14 protein-coding genes and 2 pseudogenes are annotated in these 24,797 nt (G+C 36.8%); 9 read left to right on the top strand and 7 right to left on the bottom strand.

What is annotated here, in order from left to right:
- Window positions 1-30 precede the first annotated feature (30 nt).
- The 3 genes and pseudogenes from J7R07_RS05520 to dnaG all read right to left on the bottom strand — a co-directional run bounded on the left by J7R07_RS05520 (window position 31) and on the right by dnaG (window position 5,454).
- Window positions 31-493: pseudogene (locus J7R07_RS05520) on the bottom strand (CxxCxxCC domain-containing protein).
- 678 nt (window positions 494-1,171) lie between these two features.
- Window positions 1,172-3,178 (bottom strand): RNA polymerase sigma factor RpoD, encoded by a 2,007-nt coding sequence (gene rpoD, locus J7R07_RS05515; RefSeq protein ID WP_208435898.1) that lies wholly within the window; start codon window positions 3,176-3,178, stop codon window positions 1,172-1,174.
- A 338-nt stretch (window positions 3,179-3,516) separates the two neighbouring features.
- Window positions 3,517-5,454 (bottom strand): DNA primase, encoded by a 1,938-nt coding sequence (dnaG, locus tag J7R07_RS05510; protein WP_208435897.1) that lies wholly within the window; start codon window positions 5,452-5,454, stop codon window positions 3,517-3,519.
- A 135-nt stretch (window positions 5,455-5,589) separates the two neighbouring features.
- Here dnaG and J7R07_RS05505 point away from each other — a divergent pair, with 135 nt between their 5' ends.
- From J7R07_RS05505 to ubiC, 4 genes are all read left to right on the top strand, one after another.
- Window positions 5,590-6,807, top strand: coding sequence for a mechanosensitive ion channel family protein (locus tag J7R07_RS05505; protein ID WP_208435896.1), 1,218 nt, complete (start codon window positions 5,590-5,592; stop codon window positions 6,805-6,807).
- 70 nt (window positions 6,808-6,877) lie between these two features.
- On the top strand, window positions 6,878-8,569 hold the full coding sequence (locus J7R07_RS05500) for a Na/Pi cotransporter family protein (protein WP_208435895.1): 1,692 nt from the start codon (window positions 6,878-6,880) through the stop codon (window positions 8,567-8,569).
- 626 nt (window positions 8,570-9,195) lie between these two features.
- Window positions 9,196-9,447 (top strand): GlsB/YeaQ/YmgE family stress response membrane protein, encoded by a 252-nt coding sequence (locus tag J7R07_RS05495; protein WP_208435894.1) that lies wholly within the window; start codon window positions 9,196-9,198, stop codon window positions 9,445-9,447.
- 794 nt (window positions 9,448-10,241) lie between these two features.
- Entirely contained in the window at window positions 10,242-10,757 is a 516-nt protein-coding gene (gene ubiC / locus J7R07_RS05490; RefSeq protein ID WP_208435893.1) for a chorismate lyase, read from the top strand.
- 538 nt (window positions 10,758-11,295) lie between these two features.
- On the opposite strand, the gene J7R07_RS05485 is transcribed toward ubiC, so the two are convergent.
- Complete coding sequence (locus tag J7R07_RS05485) at window positions 11,296-11,448, bottom strand: hypothetical protein (RefSeq protein ID WP_208435892.1); 153 nt, start codon at window positions 11,446-11,448, stop codon at window positions 11,296-11,298.
- Between the two features lie 502 nt (window positions 11,449-11,950).
- On the opposite strand from J7R07_RS05485, the gene carA reads away from it, so the two are divergent.
- The gene (gene carA, locus J7R07_RS05480; protein WP_208435891.1) at window positions 11,951-13,147 is read left to right on the top strand and encodes a glutamine-hydrolyzing carbamoyl-phosphate synthase small subunit; all 1,197 of its coding nucleotides are present in this window, start codon (window positions 11,951-11,953) and stop codon (window positions 13,145-13,147) included.
- Between the two features lie 294 nt (window positions 13,148-13,441).
- On the opposite strand, the gene J7R07_RS05475 is transcribed toward carA, so the two are convergent.
- Window positions 13,442-14,500, bottom strand: a complete 1,059-nt coding sequence (locus J7R07_RS05475; protein ID WP_246464861.1) for an MFS transporter — start codon at window positions 14,498-14,500, stop codon at window positions 13,442-13,444.
- A gap of 794 nt (window positions 14,501-15,294) precedes the next feature.
- On the opposite strand from J7R07_RS05475, the gene J7R07_RS05470 reads away from it, so the two are divergent.
- The 4 genes from J7R07_RS05470 (at window position 15,295) to J7R07_RS05455 (ending at window position 22,849) form a co-directional block, all read left to right on the top strand.
- Window positions 15,295-16,134: a DUF1460 domain-containing protein gene (locus J7R07_RS05470; RefSeq protein WP_208435890.1), complete on the top strand. Its 840-nt coding sequence runs from the start codon at window positions 15,295-15,297 to the stop codon at window positions 16,132-16,134.
- Window positions 16,135-16,773: 639 nt separating this feature from the next.
- Complete coding sequence (carB, locus tag J7R07_RS05465; protein WP_208435889.1) at window positions 16,774-20,259, top strand: carbamoyl-phosphate synthase large subunit; 3,486 nt, start codon at window positions 16,774-16,776, stop codon at window positions 20,257-20,259.
- Between the two features lie 265 nt (window positions 20,260-20,524).
- Window positions 20,525-20,734 carry a cold-shock protein gene (locus J7R07_RS05460; RefSeq protein ID WP_208435888.1) on the top strand — a complete coding sequence of 70 codons (210 nt, stop codon included), beginning with the start codon at window positions 20,525-20,527 and terminating at the stop codon, window positions 20,732-20,734.
- 912 nt (window positions 20,735-21,646) lie between these two features.
- Window positions 21,647-22,849 carry a pyridoxal phosphate-dependent aminotransferase gene (locus tag J7R07_RS05455; protein ID WP_208435887.1) on the top strand — a complete coding sequence of 401 codons (1,203 nt, stop codon included), beginning with the start codon at window positions 21,647-21,649 and terminating at the stop codon, window positions 22,847-22,849.
- A gap of 830 nt (window positions 22,850-23,679) precedes the next feature.
- On the opposite strand, the gene J7R07_RS05450 is transcribed toward J7R07_RS05455, so the two are convergent.
- Window positions 23,680-24,585: a LysR family transcriptional regulator gene (locus J7R07_RS05450; protein ID WP_208435886.1), complete on the bottom strand. Its 906-nt coding sequence runs from the start codon at window positions 24,583-24,585 to the stop codon at window positions 23,680-23,682.
- A 37-nt stretch (window positions 24,586-24,622) separates the two neighbouring features.
- Window positions 24,623-24,797, bottom strand: a pseudogene (locus J7R07_RS08390) (thioredoxin-disulfide reductase); the annotation flags it as partial.

Genomic DNA, 24,797 nt, shown 5'->3' with positions numbered 1-24,797 from the left:
TGCCATCAGTTATTACGTAAAACAGTCATATCATTGGCCTTCAGAAAGGAGACCAGTGATATGAGAGAGGTAGGTTGCTTCCGATGATAACTCATCTTCGTAAATTTCTATCTTTCTGCGCGCAGAAAGTTGTTTTTGATGCACCATCTGACGATTTCCTGATACCAATAGATGCTGCCAGTAAAGATCTTTACCCCCATATGAATCAGCCGATAAGCACAACTCTCTGGAAACCAACGAGATGTCTTAATCGTCGCAATATCCAACGTTATACAATTTGGAACAATTATTGACGATAAACATAACTCCGACACTGACAAATTTCTTTGCCTAAAAGGCGGCAAGCAATACTGGTTGTATAAATATCACTGGTATCATCATCTTCTATTTTGTGCAAACAATAAAGCCCATAACCACCCCAGAGAATCTCCCACTTCAAGAAGTAAAATTCCTTCTAGTTTTTTTATTTCCAAAAGGGAATTTTATTACTCATAAAATCAGCAGCATTTTCTTAAAATAAAAACAAATCTATAAAAAAGCAAGCTACACAAAATTTAATCCTTACAATTTCATAAATTTTTGTTTCTTAAAAAAGACTAAATTCACTCTGTTTTCTCAAAACAATCTTTTTATAAAAAACTCAATAAGGATATTTTATCTTTAGTAATTATCTTTATATGGAGAAAAAGAATTGCGTAAAATATACAAAATAGCCAAAATGTGCAACTTTAAATGTTTCACAATCCAAAATAACAGCATAACCTGAATGGAATCTTTAAATCTCGACGTATTGAAATAAATCGCCTGTGTGAATGGACCTCATAGAACAAAAGAAAATCCATCTTTGTCACTAAAAAATCAATGCACTTCACATAAGATACCCTTAAATACGTCACTCCTTAATAAACTTACTGTCACACGCAGAATAATGCTTGAAGTATCACATTCATTTTGAAGAATCACCCTATAATATCACGCTGCGTATCTGTTGTTTTTACAGAGTGTAGCACAAACATCAAAGCTAAGAGCAATACTGGACAACCACATTTGGCCTAAACTATTCACGACTCCCATGCATCTTTTTCAAAAAAGCACTTCAATAGTAACATAATATACTTTTCACCTACATTCATCAAGAAAGAAAGTGCTTTTTAAAATGCATAAGTCTTTATTAAGAATCAAGAAAACTACGTAATTTTCGTGAACGGCTAGGATGCTTCAATTTACGAAGTGCCTTTGCCTCGATCTGACGAATACGCTCCCTTGTAACCGAAAATTGTTGACCAACTTCTTCTAGCGTATGATCAGTATTCATCCCTATACCAAAACGCATTCGCAAAACACGTTCTTCACGTGGTGTTAATGAAGCAAGGACACGCGTTGTTGTATCACGTAGATTTGCCTGAATAGCAGCATCAATCGGTAATAACGCATTTCTATCCTCAATAAAATCACCTAAATGCGAATCATCCTCATCACCAACAGGCGTTTCGAGTGAAATAGGCTCTTTCGCGATTTTAAGAACTTTTCGCACTTTTTCTAATGGCATAGAAAGCTTGCTAGACAATTCTTCTGGTGTGGGCTCACGTCCAATTTCATGGAGAATCTGGCGCGATGTGCGAACAATTTTGTTAATTGTTTCAATCATATGAACAGGAATTCGAATAGTACGTGCCTGATCAGCAATTGAACGGGTAATTGCCTGACGAATCCACCATGTTGCATAAGTTGAAAATTTGTATCCACGCCGGTATTCAAACTTATCCACAGCCTTCATCAAACCGATATTACCCTCTTGGATAAGATCAAGGAACTGCAAACCACGATTGGTATATTTTTTTGCAATTGAAATCACGAGGCGCAGATTAGCTTCCACCATTTCTTTCTTAGCAATTGTTGATTCACGTTCACCTTTCTGCACCTGCGTAACAATCCTACGAAATTCACTAATGGAAATAGCGGTTTCCTGTGCAAGGTTCTGTATTTCACTACGCAAACTTTGAATTTCTTTGGCTTCACGCATTGAAAACTCTTGCCAACCGGATCCTGGCAAAGACGCAATATAATTCAGCCAATCTGCATCTAATTCACGCCCTTGGTATTCTTTTAAAAAGTCCTCATGACCAATGCCATAACTGTTAGCGATTCGTTTGAGCTTACCCTCATTATGAATCAGCCTTTTATTGATATCATAAAGCTGCTCAACCAAAGATTCGATACGGTTTTGATTCAAAGAGAGAGATTTTACTGCTTGAATCAACTCATTCTTTAATTGAATGTATTTTTTTCTCTGTGAAGGTGAAAGACCCCCCTCTTTACTCTCTGTTAAACTGCTTTCAACATGCTGATCTTGTAATTTTCGCAACTTTACATAGGTTTGAGCAATGAAATCCAATGTTTCCATGACTTGAGGACAGAGTTCATCTTCCATTGCAGCAAGAGACAAGTTAACATCATCCTCGTCTTCTTCATCATCTTCAATGCCTCTCTCTCCCGCAATCCGCTCCATATTGCGCGTACCAGAAGATATTTTTTCCTCTTTATCAATTTCACTTCGTTCAACAAGTGGAACCTGCTTAGCTTCCGGACCAGCATAAGTCATTTCAAGATCAATAATTTCACGAAGAAGAATACGCTGTTCTTTCAATTCTTCACGCCAAATAATGAGAGCCTGAAAAGTCAAAGGACTCTCACAAAGGCCCGCAATCATCGTCTCACGTCCTGCTTCAATACGCTTGGCAATAGCAATTTCGCCTTCCCGCGAAAGCAGCTCAACAGCTCCCATCTCACGCAAATACATACGTACCGGATCATCAGTCCGATCCGTTACCTCACGTTTATTCGTTATCGTTGCAACTGCGTGACTAGAAGCCTCTACTAAATCACCACCCTCTACGGTAACTTCTTCGTCATAACGTTCAGACTCAACTTCATCTTCATCGTCCACAACGTTAACACCCATCTCGGAGAACATCGCCAAGATATCTTCAATTTGTTCGGACGTAACCTCATCAGAAGGAAGAACTGCGTTCAGCTCATCCATCGTCACATAACCATTTTTTTTGGCAAGTTTAACCATTTTCTTAATGGCATCATCAGAAAAATCAAGAAGAGGACTATCCAAACTTGCTTGGCTTGTTACTTCCACATTATCTTTCTGTTTAACCTTTGTTGCCATACCGTAACTCCACTTGATCACTCGACAGCTTCCACGTGACCAGCTTTTTGCGTTTTCACTTAAGCGTACTAACAGTTTCTCATAACACACCTCCCCCTAAAGGAGATTACTATTTGAAAAAATACATTTTGTTACACCCTTCATTCACACAAAAACGCAGGAAAACTCCAGAAGTTTCCCCGACACCTCTCAGCCTTTCTGAGATAATCTCTGCACCCTACAAGTAAGAATCAATTTCCCGCTTTTCCCAGATCTAGTCGTCATTCTTTATAAAAATGTCGCTCTATAAACTTCCTCATCTTACGCATTAGGTGACTGATTCGCATCAAAAAAGCGAATCATTTTATCGTATCTTGCTTATTCCCGTCTATTTTTTCATCCAACCAACTTCCAAATCCTTCAATTAATGCTTCTGTTGCTTGCATTTGTTCTAACTCACTTTTTATCCCACGAAGCAAATCAAAAACCTCACTATTAGGATTTTCCACAAGTTGCTCTTCAATATCTTGTAGCCTTTTATGTAGGTGGTATTCTTGAAGATGCAAGTAGATGGCTTGTTTTAATATAACACGCACATCTTCTATGGGACTACCACCAACAACAGTACGCATACCAACATGATATACAAGTTGTTTCATACGTTCTAATAGAGCGTTTTGCCCACTTTCTTCTAAGAGTGTAACCATTGTCTCTTTACCATGAAGCTGTTGCTTCCCAAGAATTTCCAACATGGATTGATGAAAACATCTTAATTGTGTGTTTTGTAACTCCAATTCGGCAAGAACTTCAAAATTTTCATACCACAACTCAGGATAGTAAGCTAAAATCAATAAAATAACTGCCTCACGCAGAGGAATAGATTGCGAAGAATTGCGTACTATATTGGAATTTGCCAGGACAGAAAAAGATGGATCTTTCAATGCCTTATTTGGGGAGAACTGAGGATAATGCCCTGTTTCTTTTTTTTTCAAAAAAAAGGGACGAAAAAAATCAAAAAGCCGCTTTTTTATATCCTGTAAATAATAACGCCGTATATCTTCATCTTTAATCGTAAAAATTTGCTGTTTTAGTTGTTTTTCCAATGTTGCTCGTGCCTCTGGAGTTTCAAAGTTCTTTCCATAAGTAGCACGCCACCACAAAAGCTCAATCAACGGAATTGCTTTTTGCAAAAAAGAAGAAAAAAGCTGCGCACCACCGGCAGAAATAATTTCATCTGGATCTTTACCTTGTGGCAATAAAACAAAGCGTACAGACACCCCCGCCTTTAAAAGAGGCAATACACGATCAGCAAAACGAAAAGCAGCTTTTAAACCAGCATCATCTCCATCAAAACACAAAATGGGATCAGATCCCATCTGCCATAAAAGCCCAATTTGCGCTTCCGTTAATGCTGTTCCTAAAGGTGCTACCACTCCCTCAAAACCCGCTTTAGTTAACGCGATGACATCCATGTAACCTTCAACCACAAGGAGTGAACGAACTTTTTCATCATGAACAAAGCGGCTATTTTTACGAGCAGCTGCCGCATTGTAAAGCATATCTCCTTTATGAAACAGCACTGTTTCAGGGCTATTGAGGTATTTTGCCAGCGCATCTTTCTCTAACGCACGCCCTCCAAAAGCCACCACACGTCCGCGTAAATCTTCAATAGGAAACATGATACGGTTTCTAAATCGATCATAGGAAACCGCATTATCCTCACTCGATTTAAGCAGTCCACAATCTTCCATTTGTTTCAGTGAAATACCACGCGCGCTTAAAGCTTCTTTCAAAGCTGTACGCCTCATAGGAGCAAAACCAATCCGAAAACGTTCTGCAAGTTTTGGCGTTACACCACGCGCATCCAGATAACGACGCGCCTGCATACCTTCTCTCTCATGTAAGCTCTGTTGGAAAAAATCCGTGGCTATTCTCATAACGTCATAAAGATCAGCCTTTTCCCGTTGACGTTCATGACTTTGTGGATCAAAAAGAGGTAATTTTATCCCCGCAAAATCAGCCAAACGCTCTACGCTTTCTGAAAAGTGCAACCCATCAAGCTCACAAAGAAAAGTGAAAATATCACCATTTACACCACAGCCAAAGCAATAATATTGGCCTTTACGATCATCACAATGAAAACTTGGAGTCTTCTCACCATGAAATGGGCAACAGCACCAAAAATCTCCTCGTGAAGGTTTGCTTTTTTTGGGATCAAACACCACCCTTTGCCCAATAACTGTTGAAATTGGCAATCTGGTGCGAAGCTCATCAAGGAAATCAGGCGGAAAGCGCATTATCTCTCACAAAGTTTGAAAATTCTTTTTTGCATATTTAACGACTTTAGAGCATAATTCCAACACTTCCTCTTAAGTGGTTAAAAAAAATTCAAAGGCTCAACCGCATATTTTTTAGAAATGGAGAGTGAAAAAGTGACCAAATTTTTTGTTCAATATCCGTTGTTAGAATCTATTGCTTGGCTGATTATTCTTATCGTTATTGCATTTTTAGTCAATTTTTTAGCACAAAATCTTCTCTTTCATGGAGCAAAACAGCTTTCTTCTTTGCTCCCTAAGGAGACAACTGCTAATATTGAGAATACCATTCAATACATAGCAAATACTATTGCTGCCTTCACTCTTTCAATAGGTATTAATTTTATTCCAACACTCCCTGACGCACTCAGCACTATTATAGGTAATGTTGCAAACGCCTTTATTATCTTTGTTGTTGCTCTGGCAATTTCTTCTTTTCTAAATGTTATTAATACCCTTTATGAACAACGTCCAACAGCGCGGTTAAAACCAATAAAAGGTTATATTCAAATCGCTAAAATTGCGCTTTTTACTGTAGCTGCAATTCTTATGGTAGCCACATTAATTGACCGCTCACCTCTTATTCTTTTATCTGGTCTTGGTGCAATGGCCGCTGTTCTCATGTTAATTTTCCAAGATACATTGCTTTCTCTCATTGCGGGTATCCAAATTTCATCCACCGACATGGTACGTGTAGGTGATTGGATTCAAATTCCTAGTCTCGATGTAGATGGCGATGTGACTGAAATTGCACTTCATACCGTTAAAGTACAAAATTTCGATAAAACAATCACGACCGTACCTATTCGTAAACTGGTGACTGATCCTTTTAAGAACTGGCGTGGAATGGAGGAAGCCGGCGGACGACGTATTAAAAGATCTCTCTTCATTGACCAATCAAGCATCCGTTTTCATACAAAAGAAGAACAAGAATATCTTTCCCGATTTAATTTGTTAGAAAATTATTTCATACAAAAAATACCAGAAATCAATGAATGGAATACGCAACTAGATAAAAATCATGACGTGTTAGCCAATACTCGCCGTTTAACCAACATTGGAACTTTCCGTGCTTATGTTTTTGCTTATTTAAAAAATCATTTCAACATTAAACAAAATATGACCCTGATGGCACGACAGCTACCTCCTACTCCCGATGGTTTACCTTTAGAAATCTATTGTTTTACCAACACAACCGTTTGGTTAGAGTATGAACAAATTCAATCTGATATTTTTGACCACCTTTATTCCATTCTCCCTAGTTTTGGTCTAAAGATTTTTCAAAATCCAAGTGGCTATGATTTTCGTCATGTCCTAGAAACGAAAGCAAAGTAAAACGATGAACCTTAATTCATTAATTTTTTAGACTAACCTTATTTATAACAACAGAGAAAGAGAAAGTATCATGAATGGTTCATTGGTACTCCTTCATCTTGCAGGTGCTATTTCTTTACTTCTTTGGGCCACACGCATGGTGCGCACAGGTGTTGAACGTGCCTATGGTGACAAACTTAAATACAAAATGCGCCACGTCATCTCTAAACCATTGTTTGCTGTAAGTTTTGGATTTTTTGCAGCCATGATTTTGCAAAGCTCTACAGCAATAACACTCCTTGTTGCTTCTTTTGTTGAGTCTGGTTTTGTCACTGGGTTAGCAGGATTGATGGCTGTGCGTGGGGGAGAATTAGGATCAGCATTCGTTGTCAAAATTCTCTCCTACGACCTCACTATCATTGTGCCATTGTGTCTTTTGATCGGCACTTGTATTTTCATGACAACTGAAAAACGGGAGTGGCGTCAAATAGGACGTATTGTCATCGGTATTGGACTTTTGATTTTATCTTTACAAATGATCAGCACAGCCACAGAACCTTTACGTGATAGCGCAATTTTACCAAACATCATTAGTTATCTTTCAGCAGATCCTATTTCTACTTTTTTATTAGCAGCCGTCTTAACTTACATCCTGCATTCATCCATTGCAGGAATCATTTTACTGGTCAATTTTGCCAACTATGATCTTATCCATGCTCAACTGTGTGTCATAATGGTGCTTGGCGTTAATTTTGGTTCTTCTCTCATAGCACCACTTTTAACACGCAACGCTTCTCCTAATATCCGCCTCGTTCCATTGGGAAATTTACTCATGCGTGGGGCTGGTTCGATCCTTGTCCTTATTTTATTTCTCTTCTTTCAACCATCAATCACATGGCTTGGCAGTAACCCTTCTGCTCAAGTTATCAACGCTCATATTATTTTTAATATTTTCATTCTTCTTGCTGGAATCCCGCTTTCGAAATGGGTTTTAAAACTGACCACTAAAATCGTCTATGTAAGTACAAAAAAAACGCAAACCGATAAAACACTTAATTTATCTGATCAAACAGCTCTTGATGATAGTGTTCTTGAACGTCCAACTTTAGCACTCTCTAATGTTATGCGTGAAGTTATTCATATCTGTGATATTGTCGATATCATGCTAGAGAAAATCATGGGACTTTATGAAAAACCTGATTCCGACATCATTCGTGAACTCAACCAGCTCAACACGATATTGGACAAAAAACATATCGCAATTAAACTTTACCTCGCACGATTAGCTGGACAAAAATTATCTGATGAAGAAGCCCTTCAAACACAGGAACTTTTAGGAGCTTGTATAAAATTAGACCAAGCAGGAGACATTATCATTCATAATATGCTAATGCTGGTTAAAAAGAAACAACAAAAAGGTCTACAATTTAGCAGCGATGGATGGAATGATCTCCTTCGTTTCCACGCTATCGTTCTAGCCAATGCGCATATCGCATTTAATGTTCTTGTCTCACGTGATACACATACAGCACATTTATTGGTGCAGAAAAAAGATCAGCTGCGAAATTTAGAAAAAGAGATGAGTTTAAAGCATTTTAAACGTCTTCGTGAAGGTGATCTTAAAAATATAGAGTCGTCTAGTCTTCACCTTGATACCGTACGCGATCTAAAACAAATAAACTCCCTTCTAACTTCAATGATTTACCCAATTTTAGAAGAACAAGGACTCCTTCAAAGTTCTCGTCTACGCAATCCTAGTGAACAACAAACAGCTAAATCTTAACTTTGAGAATATGCAAATAATAAATGGATCATATTGATTGTGAACATTCAAATGCCTTTACACAAAGAACACTCCTCCACAATATCATCTAGGAAGAAGATGTATCATGAAAAACGCAAATATTAATGAGATTGCAGATATTATACGAATGTTTTTCCAGATTTGACCTACACAATATCTTATAAAGAATTAAAGAGAAACACGATTTCTCACAACATCGATATTGTATTGGGGTCCTTTCTTTCAAATTTTTGAATGTCTATTTTGCTGATTACTTGAGTCACACCATTTAATTTGTTCTAAACTTGCTACACAAACTGTCAGGAGGTTTTCCTGTAAACATACTTTTTTATGCTTGCAAAGTAGCTATGCAGATACTTTTTCCTTTCATAAAAAATGATTTTCACTTCAGCACCTTTGAGCGTTATACAAAATTTACGTGTATTTGTAACTTTATGATATAATATTCCACCGCCCAAAATATTTGTGTGTGTTGAAAATTCGCACAGCACAATTGTTAAAAAAATTCGCACCAGCAGTACCATTCTATAGGAAAAATAAGAGATCCTTGATCTTTACAAAGCTTACCCTACTTAGAATTAACAGTTCAGGCAAAGGAGAGCATTATGGAAAATGCAAATATCGGCTGGCTCGCAGCTATCATTATCGGCGGCATTGCAGGTTGGGCAGCACAATACCTTATGAAAAGCCAAACAGGCGTATTTCTCAACGTTATCTTAGGAATCATCGGAGCTGCATTAGCCAGCTTTCTCTTTGGTCTCCTAGGTGTGAGCTTTGCTGGTTGGCTTGGTTATCTCATCTCAGGTTTCATAGGCGCCTGCATTCTTATATGGATAGGACGCAAGATACGATCATAAAGTCTCTATTGAGCTTTTTTAAGGCGCCATTTAGTTCTAAATGAAACAATTTAAATATTTCCACCATAATAGTTTTTGAATTACAGCTTGGGGTGAAATGATGGTTAGATGCTTAAGAGTTACAATCTTTCTGCATCACCATCATTGTGTCGTTAAACGAAAAACGAACATAGTCTTTACAAGGCTCCATTCCTCCTCAGACATCATAGCCTATTGATACCAGCAAGGGTGACGGTGTTATTTTCGGCAATATGGGTTTAGTTTTTTACAATTTTTGCTCAAATATCATTGTCTCTCATACCTGATAGCTCCAGTACCACACCAATATGCAAAACTCTGATCAGTAAAATGATCGACCACAATTAGATTTTGCTCATCTCACTGTAACACCAACACAACCACTGTAATCTTATTACAGAAACAATAATATTTCTCAAAAGTTCTCTTACGTAGCACTCAATTCCTATGTACTCCACCAACAAAATTGTTTGACCAGAAACCCGCAATACCCTTTTTGAATTTTTTAGATCACAAAGAGAATCTTCTCTTATATTCATGAAAAAAACAAAGAGAATATCTTATTCATTTTCCTGTTGAGTTCTTTTATCTTCTCAATTTTATTAACGATGTATATAAAATTTTAATCAAAAACATGCTTTTATGATACCTCTTAAATATTCCTTTTAACATTTTTCCATTTAAAATCTTACTACCTTTTCTATATTACAATGAGAGTATTTTTTATAGTATCCAGCATAGCATATAAAATACGGTTTTAGATGTGGAGTGAAACGATGTCTGATCCTAGAGATTCCACCTTACCGCCTCTAAAATGGCTTTCTGATCAAGATCCTTCCATACCAGACAGTATCCGTGATTGGCTCATGGAGTCAGGCTCGATGACGCTTCGATTGAAAAAATACTGTACCTGTATAGATGTCGAGCCACAACGTGAATGCTTCATTACGCGGGATCAATTGCAAGAAGAAGCAGAGCATCTCCCCAACAGTGCACGTTATTGGCTCCGTGAAGCCATACTGATGGGAGATAATCAACCTTGGCTTTTTGGACGTACTGTAATTCCACAAGAAACCCTCTCCGAACAAAATCAAGCATTGATGCATTTGGGCACTATCCCATTAGGGCACTATTTGTTTAACAGTCATAAGTTGACTCGCGATTACATTCATATTGGACAACAAGATGCACTGTGGGCACGCCGTTCTCGTTTGCGATTAGCAGGCAAACCATTATTATTAACCGAATTGTTTTTTATAGCTTCACCACTTTACACAACAAAATCAACGTAAATGAAGGATACTCTATTTTTTTGATCATACACAACTTCTTGGTTTTATATACCTCAATGTAAAGAGGTAGAGTTTTTCGATTTATCTCAAAAGCATATTACAAATAAAGACTTAATTTCTCAGGTGCTTTTTAAATCATCTCAATCAAGAGAATCTTTTTACTTTTTAAAATCCCTCTTACATTATTATAATCATGAAAATATAATACAAATTTGCAGATCAAGTAGTTTTATCTAACCGCCTTATTTCCTTTAAAAGTTTTTTTGTATTGCAAGCAATAAATCCTTTTAGAAGGACTAAAGCACTTATAGCCATTTTTATGATCTAAGCATTTTGCAGCAAAAAGAAATAATAACGTGTTTACTACAAAATATTTATTCGCATTCACTTTTGTAAGATAATTATTGCTTATCAGCACTTCGTGTACTGTATATTGGATCAGTTGCTCGTAATCAAAAACATTTTCAAATACCCTTTGCAAACTGGTAAGATTCATTTTAATTTTTCATGCAAGCTATTATAAATCTTAAAAAATCATTTATCCTGCATCACGCTCCTTGAGCCATACCCTAATAACCTTACGGATATCCCGTAATCTTTCAGCCTTGTTTGTAGCAAAACCCCATAAAGCGTACTGCTGACTTTCTCTCTTATTGCACTGATGAAGAAGAAATTTGCGAATAGCTTTCATTTCTCAGCTTGTTTTCTCTCTACTAATTCTAAGATGATAAGATTCTTTATAAACACGCGTTGTCTCTTCACATTGTTAAAGTATTTTAGTGAAAAACAGACTATATCTGATGATCATCCATTTTAAAATTTTCTTCATAATAATAAAAAATATCACAATCTCTAAGCATCCATTAACAAAGCAAGTAAGATGTACACTACTCTGTACCTCAACACATTTTGAATGCCATATCAATCTGACCACGCAAAAAAAATTAACCATTTTACTCAAGCAGAAGAGTGGTTTTTGACCAATCTTTATATGTCTTGCAATGGACGATAAAAAATAATCAATGCTCAGATCTTAGAAAATCTAAAAACAGGACTTTACCTCTTCACAGAATATACCTATACTCTCTACCTTAAGCAAAACATTATAAGAACAAAATATACACAGCATCGGTTGTGCTTTTGTGTAAGGTTGATTGTTGTGCCTTTTAGAGAATAAATTATGGGTGTACGCTATGACACAAACTATTCCATCTCATGACTCTTGGAGTGTAAGCAAACCTACAGCTCTCTTAGTATTAGCCGATGGAACAGTTATTGAAGGTAAAGGAGCAGGTGCCACAGGCATTGCTGAAGCTGAAGTGTGTTTCAACACCGCTATAACAGGCTATGAAGAAATCCTTACAGATCCATCATATACGCAACAAATCATTAATTTCACATTTCCTCATATAGGAAATGTAGGTACAAATAATGAAGACATTGAGGATCTCACACCTCTTAACTGTCATGGTGCGGTTGGTGCTGTTTTTAAGGCAGACATTACGCATCCCTCCAACTACCGTGCCAATAAAAACTTTAATAAATGGCTCCAAGCACGTAAAATTATTGCACTATGTGGTATTGATACGCGCGCACTTACTATTCTTATCCGTGAAAAAGGTGCTCAAAATGCCGTCATCGCGCATAATCCTCAAGGAAATTTTGATATCCCTTCGTTGAAAAAACGTGCGCAAAAATGGTCTGGTCTTGTCAATCTCGATCTTACAAAAGAAGTTACCTCTCAATCATTAAGGCAGTGGAATGAAAAACCATGGGTGTGGAATAAAGGATATAGCACAAATAGTGTGCATAATCTTCATATTATAGCAATTGATTATGGCATTAAGCGCAATATTCTTCGCCTTATGGCTGCACAAGATACACGCATTACTGTTGTACCCGCACATACAAGTGCAGAAAAAATTCTGGCAATGAACCCCGATGGTATTTTTCTTTCCAATGGACCAGGTGATCCAGCTGCCACAGCACAATACGCCATTCCAACAATCAAGATGTTGATCGATCATAATCTACCGCTTTTTGGTATATGTCTTGGTCATCAACTTCTGGCCTTAACGGTTGGCGCCAAAACCGTAAAAATGCACCAGGGGCATCATGGCGCCAATCACCCCGTTAAAGATCTTAACACCGGAAAAGTCGAGATTGTATCAATGAACCATGGTTTTGCTGTAGATGCTGCATCTTTACCACAACACGTTCAAGAAACACATATTTCCCTTTTTGATGGTTCAAACTGTGGTATTCGGATCATTGGAAAACCAGTTTTTTCAGTCCAATATCACCCTGAAGCTTCCCCCGGTCCACAAGATAGTCATTACCTCTTTCAACACTTCTGTGACCTTATCATAAACCATAAACAAACGGCTTGATCTTTTCGATTTCTTTCCTCAGATTGTATTCTTTTCTATGTATGAAATTTTCTTTTTAATATAACGGATAATAATTCTGCTCCATAAAACTACTTTGATAAACCCAAAAGAAAAAGAGAGGATCTGCTTAAAATTCATAAGGATTGTTTGTCTTTTCGTTAATATTGGAGAATATTCTTACCAGCTAAAAATCCCAAAAATTAGCGTATCCGTAAGGCAAAAATTATCGTTGTAATGGCAAGCACACAAAATCCTCCCACAAAAGAAGCACCAGAAAAATGAAACAACGCACTTTCATGAGTAAATCGTTCGAAGAGAAGCATATAAAAAAGTGGCCCAAATATTAAACTCAATGAAACAGTAGAGATCATTGCTCCCTGGAGTTCTCTTGTACATTTTCCGACATCTGTGCTGAAGCGATGGCGCGTATAGGTGCATGAAAAAGGTATTCAAGCATTGTACATGCAAAAACCAAATAAACCATCCACCCTTGCATTGCAAACGTGTAACCAAGCATAGCAATTGATGCAAATACAAGCCCCACCAAGGCAATACACCAATTATTCCATCTCTTAGAAAATAAGGTAGAACGAGCGCTACTACAACAATCTGGCCTATACCAAAAACAGTATAGGATACCCCGATAGACAATATGCTCCAATTATAACGTTCTTTGGCAATAAATGACCAAATACTGAGCCATACAGATTCGGCAAACCAATAAAGAAAAAAGACTAGCAATACCCATAGAACTTGTGGATATTTCCTAAACTGTAAAAAAGCACCTAAAGGATTTGCACGCTTAATATCAAAAATACGCCGATTCCATCTAGAAAGAGTTTCAGGAAGCATAATCCACGAAAAACTAAAATTAATGAGTGAAAAACCAACAGCAAAATAAAACGGAACACGTGAACCAAATTGACCTAAAAAACCACCGAGAAACAAACCTAAAATAAATCCCAATCCAGATGCGATTCCCAACAGACCAAAATTGCGTGTACGGATCTTATCATTAGACATATCAGCAAGATACGCCATACAGGTTGCAAAACTAACACCACTTACGCCTGATAAAAGACGCCCGATAAACAACATAGAATAGCTCCATGCTATAGCACATATGAAATTATCCAGCGCAAAACTGACAATAGAGATCAACAAAAGAGGACGGCGACCATAGCGATCAGAAAAATTGCTAATGATAGGAGCAAACAAAAATTGCATCGCTGAATAAGCCACAAGTAATTTTCCTCTTGCCACCGAAGATGCGCTTATATCTTTTCCAGTTAACTGAGCAAAATATTCAGGCAAAACATGACTAATAATTGCGACAGCAATAATATCTAACAATAAAATGATGAAAACTTAAAACGAACCCACGCTGAACAAACTTCGGATTAAGTTTGTGATCTTGCATAGCACACACACACTGCTTCCTCACTATCTTTTATGTTCAAGGTTATTCTATATTATGAATTGTTCTTATATAAAACAATAACTAAAGTGAAAAACTGAGAGAAACACTATAAAGTTCCATTTTACTGAATATATAAGATAATTGCATAGAAATTATTTCCCGTATTGCGCATAAAACACGAACAAAATTTCAATAATTATAGAACACTTTCAACACTTTTAGAAATATCATAATTAGCTTTATGTTCACATTCTCTTTTCGATATCACCATTTTCAAAAATTCCAGGTATTAAGTATCATATATGATAACTAAAATCCTTAAAAAATCTTTTAGCAATGTTTTTCCATCTTCAGACAAACATACTATAAAGTCTAAAGGAGTATCATTAAAAGAGCTTACCCAAAAACACATCACATTTTTGTATGCAAAATTTTGTATATAAAATATGAATTCATATAAAAGTCATGAAACTTTTTATTTCATACGCATGAGCATTTTTTTCTTTAAACGCTAAGCTTAATAGAGAAAATATTTTTATTCTGCGATCTTAGAAAATACACATATCGTGTGTAATTTGTGTAACCTTAAAAACCGTGTGCATATCGATTTAGACTATGCCTCATTATATGTTATCATTCACTCAACACTAATCTAATAAGCGTAGGAGAAACGCCACCTTCAATGATGATTAGCCAATGAAGTGTTCATTTAAAAATGGTGTATAAAATGCGAAAAATATTCCAATTAATTTTAATCTCAGCGTTGGCCACAGGATGTGATGCTCAAAACTCTGATAAAAACAAAGATATTCCAGAAAAAAAAATGGAGCAACAACAAGCAATTAAAGTAAACCTAGATCCATACACTTTAGATAAACTAAACACTCTTCTTGAAAAACGTTCGAAAGCTAATTACCATGAGAAAGGAGAAATAATTGACTTTCTCTCTAAAGCTTTTTTAGAGACACCTTACCAAGCAAACATGTTACATGGCTCAGAAAATACACCAGAAAAACTGGTCATTGACTTTAGAGGATTAGATTGTTTCACTTATCTGGATTATATCGAAGCATTATCGAAATCAACATCACAAACAGAATTCATAAATAACGTCATACGAACGCGTTATGTTGATGGGAATGTTAGTTTTTTAAATCGGAAGCACTTTTTTACTGACTGGGCTTATAGAGAATATAAACTGGCCACTGATATTACCACTCAAATAAGTCCTAATGCAGTAAGCACTGAAAAATATCTCAATGAAAAAGCTGATGGCGGAAACTATCTTCCCGGATTACCGGTTGTTAAACGCAATGTAGCATATATTCCCAGTAACTTTATTAATGAAGAGGTTATAAATCATTTGAAAACCGGTGATTTCATTGGTATTTATAGCGAACTGGCTGGGTTAGATGTAACCCATGTGGGTTTCTTTATTATGACAGAAGATGGTCCAATGTTCCGCAATGCTTCTTCACGAAAAGAAAACAAAAAAGTCGTCGACTCTCCTTTTATGGATTATGTCGCAAAAACACCAGGAATTGTTGTTTTAAGAGCTTTTCAATAATCTATATGGGGTAGTGGGGTAGAAATACCCCCGTTACCAAATATGTACTGAAGTTATTAAGCTCAATATTTGAGTTTGTGTAAGCTATACAGATACAATATCGTTGTTTATAGTTTTATAATAGAACAAAATATTTTTCGTTTAGCTTTATATATCGATAAAATAGCGTGTTTAGTACTGGTCATAAGCTTGAAAATTTTGTTCATGACTTTTCTATCAATTTATGATCAACATCTTATTGAACTTAACTATGATTATAGAAACTAAAATACGAAAAATTGTAATTTAAAAATTTATAATGACAAACATAGCAATGATGGCAAATAATCCACGTTTGTCATTTTACGTGATGTTTTTGTTTTATTCTGCGAGGTTTTACTGCTCCATAAATAATAGCTTATATTTTTTACCCATAGTGAACTTGAATACTCTGGCTGTGCTATGCATTCTTGTTTTTTATCAAAGGTTACGCTCTCACATTCGCAAAGAATATATTTATCTTCTACTCTATGAAAAAAAGCATGGAAAAGGTATTTTAGTGCTTACTTTCTTTGTCACTTAACCTATAAAACTACTTTGATCTCAAAATCTATTCTGTCTGCGACAATCGTGTACAGATATTTGCTATAGGGAACAATCATGCCTAAACGTACAGATATAAAATCTATTCTTATCATTGGCGCAGGACCTATTGTTATTGGCCAGGCATGTGAATTTGACTATTCAGGCACCCAAGCTTGTAAAGCATTAAAAGAAGAAGGTTATCGCATTATTTTGGTTAACTCTAATCCTGCCACAATTATGACAGATCCAGATTTAGCTGATGCAACTTATATTGAGCCGATTACCCCTGAAATAGTTGCACAAATTATCGTTCGTGAACGCCCTGATGCTCTCTTGCCAACTATGGGAGGACAAACAGCCCTCAATACAGCTTTATCACTAAAACGTATGGGTATTTTAGACCGTTATCATGTTGAAATGATAGGTGCCAATGCCAGTGCAATCGATAAAGCTGAAGACCGTGCTTTATTTCGTAAAGCAATGGCAAAAATTGGTTTGGAAACACCACGCTCTATGTTAGCCAATGCAACAGAGCTTAAAGAAGAGAATCGCCAACGACACACAAAAATGCGCGACGAACTTAAAGCGAAACTTTCCGGTGATGCTCTCGAACAAGCACTAGAAGAGCTTGATCGTGACTGGCGACAAACAGAAGCCGACCGTAAGCAACATTATATTGCCCATGCGACTGCAAAAGCAGTTCAAGCATTAGATATTGTTGGTCTTCCAGCGATTATCCGTCCTTCATTCACGCTTGGTGGTACCGGCGGAGGAATCGCTTACAATCGCTCTGAATTTTATGAAATTATTGAACGTGGACTTGAAGCTTCTCCTACAACAGAAGTTTTGATTGAAGAAAGTGTTTTGGGATGGAAAGAATATGAGATGGAAGTTGTTCGTGACAAGAACGACAACTGTATCATTGCGTGTTCCATTGAAAATATTGACCCTATGGGTATTCATACCGGTGATTCGATCACCGTAGCCCCTGCCCTCACCTTAACAGATAAAGAATACCAATGTATGCGCAATGCTTCAATTGCTGTCCTACGTGAAATTGGTGTTGAAACAGGAGGATCCAATGTACAATTTGCTGTTAATCCTGAAAATGGTCGCCTTATTGTTATTGAAATGAACCCACGTGTTTCACGCTCTTCAGCGCTTGCTTCAAAAGCAACCGGTTTTCCCATTGCTAAGGTAGCAGCTAAACTGGCCGTTGGTTACACTCTTGATGAATTAAAAAATGATATCACCGGAGGAGCGACACCAGCATCGTTTGAGCCTTCTATTGATTATATTGTTACCAAAATTCCTCGTTTTGCCTTTGAAAAATTTCCTGGTTCATCACCTGTCTTAACAACTGCAATGAAATCTGTAGGAGAAGTTATGGCAATTGGACGTACTTTTCAGGAATCATTGCAAAAAGCTCTCCGTGGACTTGAAACAGGCCTTACCGGTTTTGATGAAATTACGATCCCTGAACATGCTGAAGGTGATGAAAAGAGTTCAATACGCTCTGCCATTGCAATACCAAGTCCTGATCGTCTTCGCTACATTGCCCAAGCAATGCGTATGGGCTTACCTTTAAATGAAATTCACCAAATCAGTAAAATTGATCCATGGTTTTTGACACAAATAGCTTCTATCATTGAAATGGAACAACGTATCCGCATCCATGGATTACCCCAAGATGCAGACAATCTACGTATGTTAAAAGCTATGGGTTTTTCAGATGCGCGTCTAGCCACCCTTACAGGGAAAGAACCTGATGATATTGCTGCCTTGCGCAAAGCACTTAATGTTAAGCACGTTTTCAAGCGGATTGACACTTGTGCAGCTGAATTTTCTTCACCGACAGCCTACCTGTATTCGACCTATGAAGTTCCCTTTGCAGATGTAGAACATTCAGAAGCACAAGTTTCTGAACGCAAAAAAATTGCTATTTTAGGTGGAGGACCAAACCGTATCGGGCAAGGTATTGAATTTGATTACTGTTGCTGCCATGCAGCTTTTGCACTGCGTGATGCAGGCTTTGAAGCCATTATGATTAATTGCAATCCTGAAACCGTCTCGACAGACTACGATACCTCTGATCGTCTTTATTTTGAATCTTTAACAACAGAAGATGTTATCGCTATTTTAGAAACAGAACAGAAAAAAGGCGAATTGATTGGAGTCATCGTTCAATTTGGTGGGCAAACACCACTGAAATTGGCAAGTGCATTAGAAAAACATAATATCCCCATTCTAGGAACTTCACCTGATGCTATCGATTTAGCAGAAGATAGAAATCGCTTTCAAAAATTGTTATTCAAACTTAACTTAACACAACCTCAAAATGGTATCGCCCATTCAATCGAACAAGCGCGCTTTATCGCCCATAAACTAGGATTTCCACTAGTTGTACGCCCTTCTTATGTTCTAGGAGGACGTGCTATGCAAATTATCCGTGATGAACGTAGCTTACAAAATTATCTGCTTGAGAATGTTCCTGAATTGGTTTCAGAAGATATCAAAACGCGTTATCCCAATGACAAAACGGGGCAGATCAATACATTGCTTGGTAAAAATCCACTTTTATTTGATACTTATTTGACAGAAGCCATTGAAGTTGATGTTGATTGTCTATGCGATGGAGAGGAAACTCTGGTCGTTGGCATTATGGAACATATTGAAGAAGCCGGTATTCATTCTGGTGATTCAGCGTGTTCTTTACCAGTACATACGCTCTCAAATAAAATAGTAGCTGAATTAGAGCGTCAAACTAAAGCATTAGCACAAGCACTTCATGTTCGTGGCTTAATGAATGTACAATATGCCATTAAAGATGGCACAATTTATGTGTTAGAAGTCAATCCGCGTGCTTCACGCACTGTTCCATTCGTCGCAAAAACAATTGGTCTCCCTATTGCGAAAATTGCCGCACGCATTATGGCAGGAGAAACTCTCCAAAAAACGCTTCAAGCTTATGGTGGATTACCTTCGCAGCAGCAAAAACAACATATCGCTGTCAAAGAAGCAGTTTTTCCTTTCGCTCGTTTTTCAGGTGTCGATACGCTTCTTGGCCCGGAAATGCGTTCAACTGGCGAAGTTATGGGGCTTGATTATGAATTTTCTCTTGCTTTTGCCAAAGCCCAACTTGGAGCTGGTATTGAACTTCCAAAGGAGGGAACTTTATTCGTTTCTGTGAGAGATGAAGACAAAAAACGTATCTTAAATCCTGTAAAAATTTTAGCTGAGCTTGGCTTTTCTGTTTTAGCAACAAGTGGAACACACAAATTTCTTACTGAACATAATATTGAAGCAAAAAAAATTAACAAAGTTCTAGAAGGGCATCCCCATATTGAAGATGCCATTCGTAATCGACAAATTCAATTGATTTTTAATACAACCAGCACTGCCAGTGCTATCTCAGATTCCAAATCATTACGCAACGCAGCACTCATACAAAAAGTTCCCTATTATACAACAATAGCTGGAGCCGAAGCTGTCGTAGAGGCTATCAAAACACTCAAAAAAAAGCGCCTTGAGGTACGCTCGCTACAAAGTTATTTCACCTGAATTTTTTACTCTCATGAAAAGCATATTCTCCTTATATTCTATATTCTCTTTCAATCTTTATTTGTACAAAAATACCGATTAAGGCTTGCTTTTCATCCTAAAAACTTTTATATTAGGTTTTATCGAATTTTCGGTTATGTGACTTTCTTTCCTGTGCATTCTGCACTTTCGACGAAACTTCTCCCACCTAATTTCGATCTAAAATTGTATTGAGGTTTTTTTGATCTCTGTACACAGTACAGTTATATATTCTAAGGAGTTTCCTATGTCTACAGGAATAGTTAAGTGGTTTAATACAACAAAAGGTTTCGGATTCATTCAGCCTAGTGATGGAAGTGCGGACGTATTTGTACATATTTCTGCTGTTGAGCGTTCTGGTCTAAGCAATCTCAATGAAGGACAAAAAATCTCCTATGATGTTCTTCAAGATCGTCGTTCTGGGAAATTTGCTGCTGGAAACCTTGCAGTACTTTAATCTTTAAATGATCTTACGTTTTAGTAAAAAATCCTCGCCTTCACAGGCGAGGATTTATTATTTATAAAAAAGCACTAAATTTCTGCTTTGTACAATAATCCAAAATATTCCTGCCCTTCCTCTTGAAATCTTCCATAACTACTGTGAATTGCTTTTTCCTATAAAACTTCAAAAAACTACAACATAAATTCTGTATTTGAAATAAAACTTGCTAAGCCCTATATACCTATTCCCCTAAGCTAAAAGAGAATTAAAACATCATTTAAACATTCTACAAAAGAAAAAAAAAGAAAAAGATTTTTTTATTAAATTGCGAGAAAATATCTGAACTGTTGATTTTATTGCAGAAGAGTTTGGTAAGATATCATTCTCTGTAAATGTATTTATTATAATTATATAGTGCTTTTCTGTTTGAGCAAAAAGAAATGAGCGGAATGAGCATAGGAAAGAGGTATCAACCATCACAAATTCACATACATCGTCCTTAGTAAATGCTTCTAAAACTTGATGCTCTCATCCTTGTCTCACACCAAAATGTATAAATATTTAAAATGTGCTGTCCCACCATTTAAGAAAAATAACATTTTACATTTAACTAATATTTTTAAAAAAATAAATTACCTGAAACGAAACAACAAAAAAAAAATCTAATTTTAACATGAATACTAGAAGTTTTTTTTCAATAAACCATAAGCCTTTTACTAATCTCTACTTTTAATGTAAAATTTTTTTTTGATAACATCCCTATTTTTTGTAAATGAAACATTACTGCTTATCCACCTTCATCTAAAATCTTTTTGAAATCTACAAAACTTAAGAATTTTCCTGCAATTTTTTATTGCATACTGCGTAATCTCTTATAGAATAGCTCCGAATATACACATTTTCCCGTATTATATAAGGACTGAAGTTATGGCTTTTATCGCTGATAGGCTTTCTCGTATTAAACCTTCTGCAACAATTGCTGTTTCCCAAAAAGCGCGCAATTTGAAGGCACTAGGTCGTAATGTTATTGCTTTGAGCGCGGGAGAACCGGATTTTGATACACCGGACAATATCAAAAATGCTGCCATTGAAGCCATTCAACGTGGAGAAACAAAATATACCCCCATATCTGGTATTCCAGAATTGCGCCAAGCAATTGCAGCAAAGTTTAAAAGAGAAAACAATCTTACTTACCAACCAGAACAAATTATTGTTGGTACTGGTGGTAAACAAATACTTTTTAATGCATTGATGGCGACTTTAAATAAAGGGGATGAAGTTATTATTCCATCCCCTTATTGGGTTAGTTATCCAGAAATGGTTACTCTTAACAAAGGTACACCTATTTTTGTAGAAACTAAAGCCGAATTTTCTTATAAACTTCAACCGCAAGATCTAGAAGCTGCCATTACCCCAAAAACCAAGTGGTTTATATTTAACTCACCTTCAAATCCATCAGGTGCCGCTTATACGCATAATGAATTAAAAAAGCTAACAGATGTTTTAGTAGAACATCCTCATGTTTATATCCTCACCGATGATATATATGAACATCTAACATATGAAGATTTTACCTTTGTCACTCCAGCAGAGATAGAACCAAAGCTTTACGACCGTACACTCACCATGAATGGTGTTTCTAAGGCTTATGCCATGACAGGTTGGCGAATCGGTTATGCAGGCGGGCCACAAGAGTTAATTAAAGCTATGGATATTATCCAAGGTCAGCAAACATCCGGTCCAAGTTCTATTTCACAATGGGCGGCTGTTGAAGCACTCAATGGCCCACAAGATTTTATCGCCCACAATAAAAATATTTTCCAAGCACGCCGTGATCTTGTCGTTTCCATGTTAAACCAAGCCCCTGGCATTTACTGTCCAACACCGGAAGGTGCCTTCTATGTTTATCCTTCCTGTGCAGAACTCATTGGAAAGAAAACATCGAATGGCCAAATTATCACGAATGATGAAGACTTTGTAACAGCGCTTCTCCAAACAGAAGCGATCGCTGTCGTCCATGGATCTGCTTTTGGACTTGGGCCAGCTTTTCGTATTTCTTATGCAACATCAGAAAAGTTACTTGAGGAAGCTTGTTTACGTATCCATCGCTTTTGTAATAGCCTTCTTTAAAATGCTAAACATCTTCTATCGTTATATTTTTGTTGCCAAATATTAGCATTAGCACATCTAAAAGCCTATTGGTTATTGAGTTACAGTGCAGACAAATGGATTCTACAGAGAAAACATAGAGATAAAAATACATAAAAAAATATCTTATATACAAGATTGAGAGATTTAGCTATCAAAGCAATAAAATACAAGTAATTTTTAAAATAATATCTGTAGAAAGCACATCTCTATTCTCCCCCCTATTTTAAAAGGTATACCATTTAGTTATTTAAGCCCCTAATCAAGGCATCATCCTTTTATTTTGATGCATACCTTATTAAGGTATAAATTGTATTGATTTTATAGCCATATTAAATAGCCATCGTCTAAAAACACCCTGATGCGTTTGTAAAATTTGCATTTCTTCACGCAATTTGTGGCATTAAAGAAAGTTTGCTACCTATAAATTCTCTGCTGTTCCATCAAACCTTTTTTGTTCGATAATAATCATTATAATTCCAATATTACTCACAGCTATCCATTATATCTTGATGTGCCTAAAAATGTTGCAAATCCATAAAACTCTTGAATTTTTTTATTTTCCAAAACATCTACATTTTTATATACTATATTGAGAGGTAAAAAAAAGCCGGACAAATGCCCGGCAAATCTAGAAAATCTCCAGAGATAAAATCAATCTGGCAGACTTTCGTAAGGGAACACTCAAGAAAATGCAATGGGAGGCAACATAATCAAGAGATAACACTCTATGTCATTTTATGAGAGAAAGTACAATAAAGACTTAAGCGTATCTGCTATGCAATAAACACATAGCTTAAAATACCCCATAATTAAAAGGTCCACTGACGTGCTTTTAAAAAAATATAATCTCGAAAAGCTTTTAACTTTGCCAAATTCTTTAAAGCGTAAGGATAACAAAAAAAAGTATCAAAAGAAGGAATATCGACCATTTCAGGAAAAAGACGCACGAGTCGCTCATCATTATTCACGATATAATCAGGAAGCACAGCAATACCAAGATCACGCATAATAGCATTCTTGATTGAAATAATATTATTGATTCGTAGAGCTGAAAGACGTAAAGATCCATCACTTCTTCCAGCTTTTTCCAACCAATTTAAACCAGATAAATAAGATGGAACGGGCTCACCAAATGAAATAATACGGTGTGTATCGAGCTCAGACAATATTTCTGGTTTTCCATAATTTGCAATATAATTTTCCGAAGCATAAACATGCATATGAATTGTAAAAAGTTTTCTTTGTATAAGGTCAGGCTGTTGAGGCTGATGCAAACGAACAGCACAGTCTGCCTGACGCATCGTCAAGTCAAGTTCTTTGTCATCAAACAAGAGTTGAACCCGTATATCTGGATAAAGGCTCAGGAATTCTGGCATACGCTCTACAAGCCACCCTGCCCCCACTCCAAAGGTTGATGTAATACGCAAATCCCCTGTTGGCTTTTCACAACTTTCACTTAATTGTGAACGTGCACTCTCAAGTTTCATCAAAACATCATGCGTTGTACGATAAAGAATTTCACCCTGCTCCGTTAAGATTAACCCACGAGCATGACGCTGAAACAAGGATACACCAACCTCCTGCTCTAAAGCTGAAACCTGCCGTGAAATAGCTGATTGGGATAAATGAAGTTTTTGGGCAGCATGTGTAAAAGAACCTGCTTCTGCCGCAGCATGAAAAACCCTTAGTTTATCCCAATCCAACGGTGACGTCACAATTTTACCTCTAACTTTTTTACTTTTTCAATGAGTTTTATGCTTGCAAATCCAGAAAACGCTCAGCTTCTAACGCCGCCATACACCCCCTTCCCGCCGCTGTTATAGCTTGGCGGAATGTTTCATCTGTTACATCACCCGCAGCAAAAACACCAGCAATACTTGTTGCGGTTGAATCTGGGGCTGTCCACAAGTAACCACCTTTTTTTTGT

Origin of the sequence: Bartonella phoceensis (genome assembly GCF_902825145.1) — a bacterium.
Classification (GTDB): domain Bacteria; phylum Pseudomonadota; class Alphaproteobacteria; order Rhizobiales; family Rhizobiaceae; genus Bartonella; species Bartonella phoceensis.
Note: the sequence above shows the minus strand (reverse complement) of the source record. Positions and strands in the feature narration are given on the sequence as shown.

What these genes read in the sequence shown, in the direction of transcription:
- rpoD (WP_208435898.1), bottom strand. Translation starts at nt 3,178, where the DNA reads ATGGCAACAAAGGTTAAACAGAAAGATAATGTGGAAGTAACAAGCCAA.
- dnaG (WP_208435897.1), bottom strand. Translation starts at nt 5,454, where the DNA reads ATGCGCTTTCCGCCTGATTTCCTTGATGAGCTTCGCACCAGATTGCCA.
- J7R07_RS05500 (WP_208435895.1), top strand. Translation starts at nt 6,878, where the DNA reads ATGAATGGTTCATTGGTACTCCTTCATCTTGCAGGTGCTATTTCTTTA.
- J7R07_RS05495 (WP_208435894.1), top strand. Translation starts at nt 9,196, where the DNA reads ATGGAAAATGCAAATATCGGCTGGCTCGCAGCTATCATTATCGGCGGC.
- ubiC (WP_208435893.1), top strand. Translation starts at nt 10,242, where the DNA reads ATGTCTGATCCTAGAGATTCCACCTTACCGCCTCTAAAATGGCTTTCT.
- J7R07_RS05485 (WP_208435892.1), bottom strand. Translation starts at nt 11,448, where the DNA reads ATGAAAGCTATTCGCAAATTTCTTCTTCATCAGTGCAATAAGAGAGAA.
- carA (WP_208435891.1), top strand. Translation starts at nt 11,951, where the DNA reads ATGACACAAACTATTCCATCTCATGACTCTTGGAGTGTAAGCAAACCT.
- J7R07_RS05470 (WP_208435890.1), top strand. Translation starts at nt 15,295, where the DNA reads ATGCGAAAAATATTCCAATTAATTTTAATCTCAGCGTTGGCCACAGGA.
- carB (WP_208435889.1), top strand. Translation starts at nt 16,774, where the DNA reads ATGCCTAAACGTACAGATATAAAATCTATTCTTATCATTGGCGCAGGA.
- J7R07_RS05460 (WP_208435888.1), top strand. Translation starts at nt 20,525, where the DNA reads ATGTCTACAGGAATAGTTAAGTGGTTTAATACAACAAAAGGTTTCGGA.
- J7R07_RS05455 (WP_208435887.1), top strand. Translation starts at nt 21,647, where the DNA reads ATGGCTTTTATCGCTGATAGGCTTTCTCGTATTAAACCTTCTGCAACA.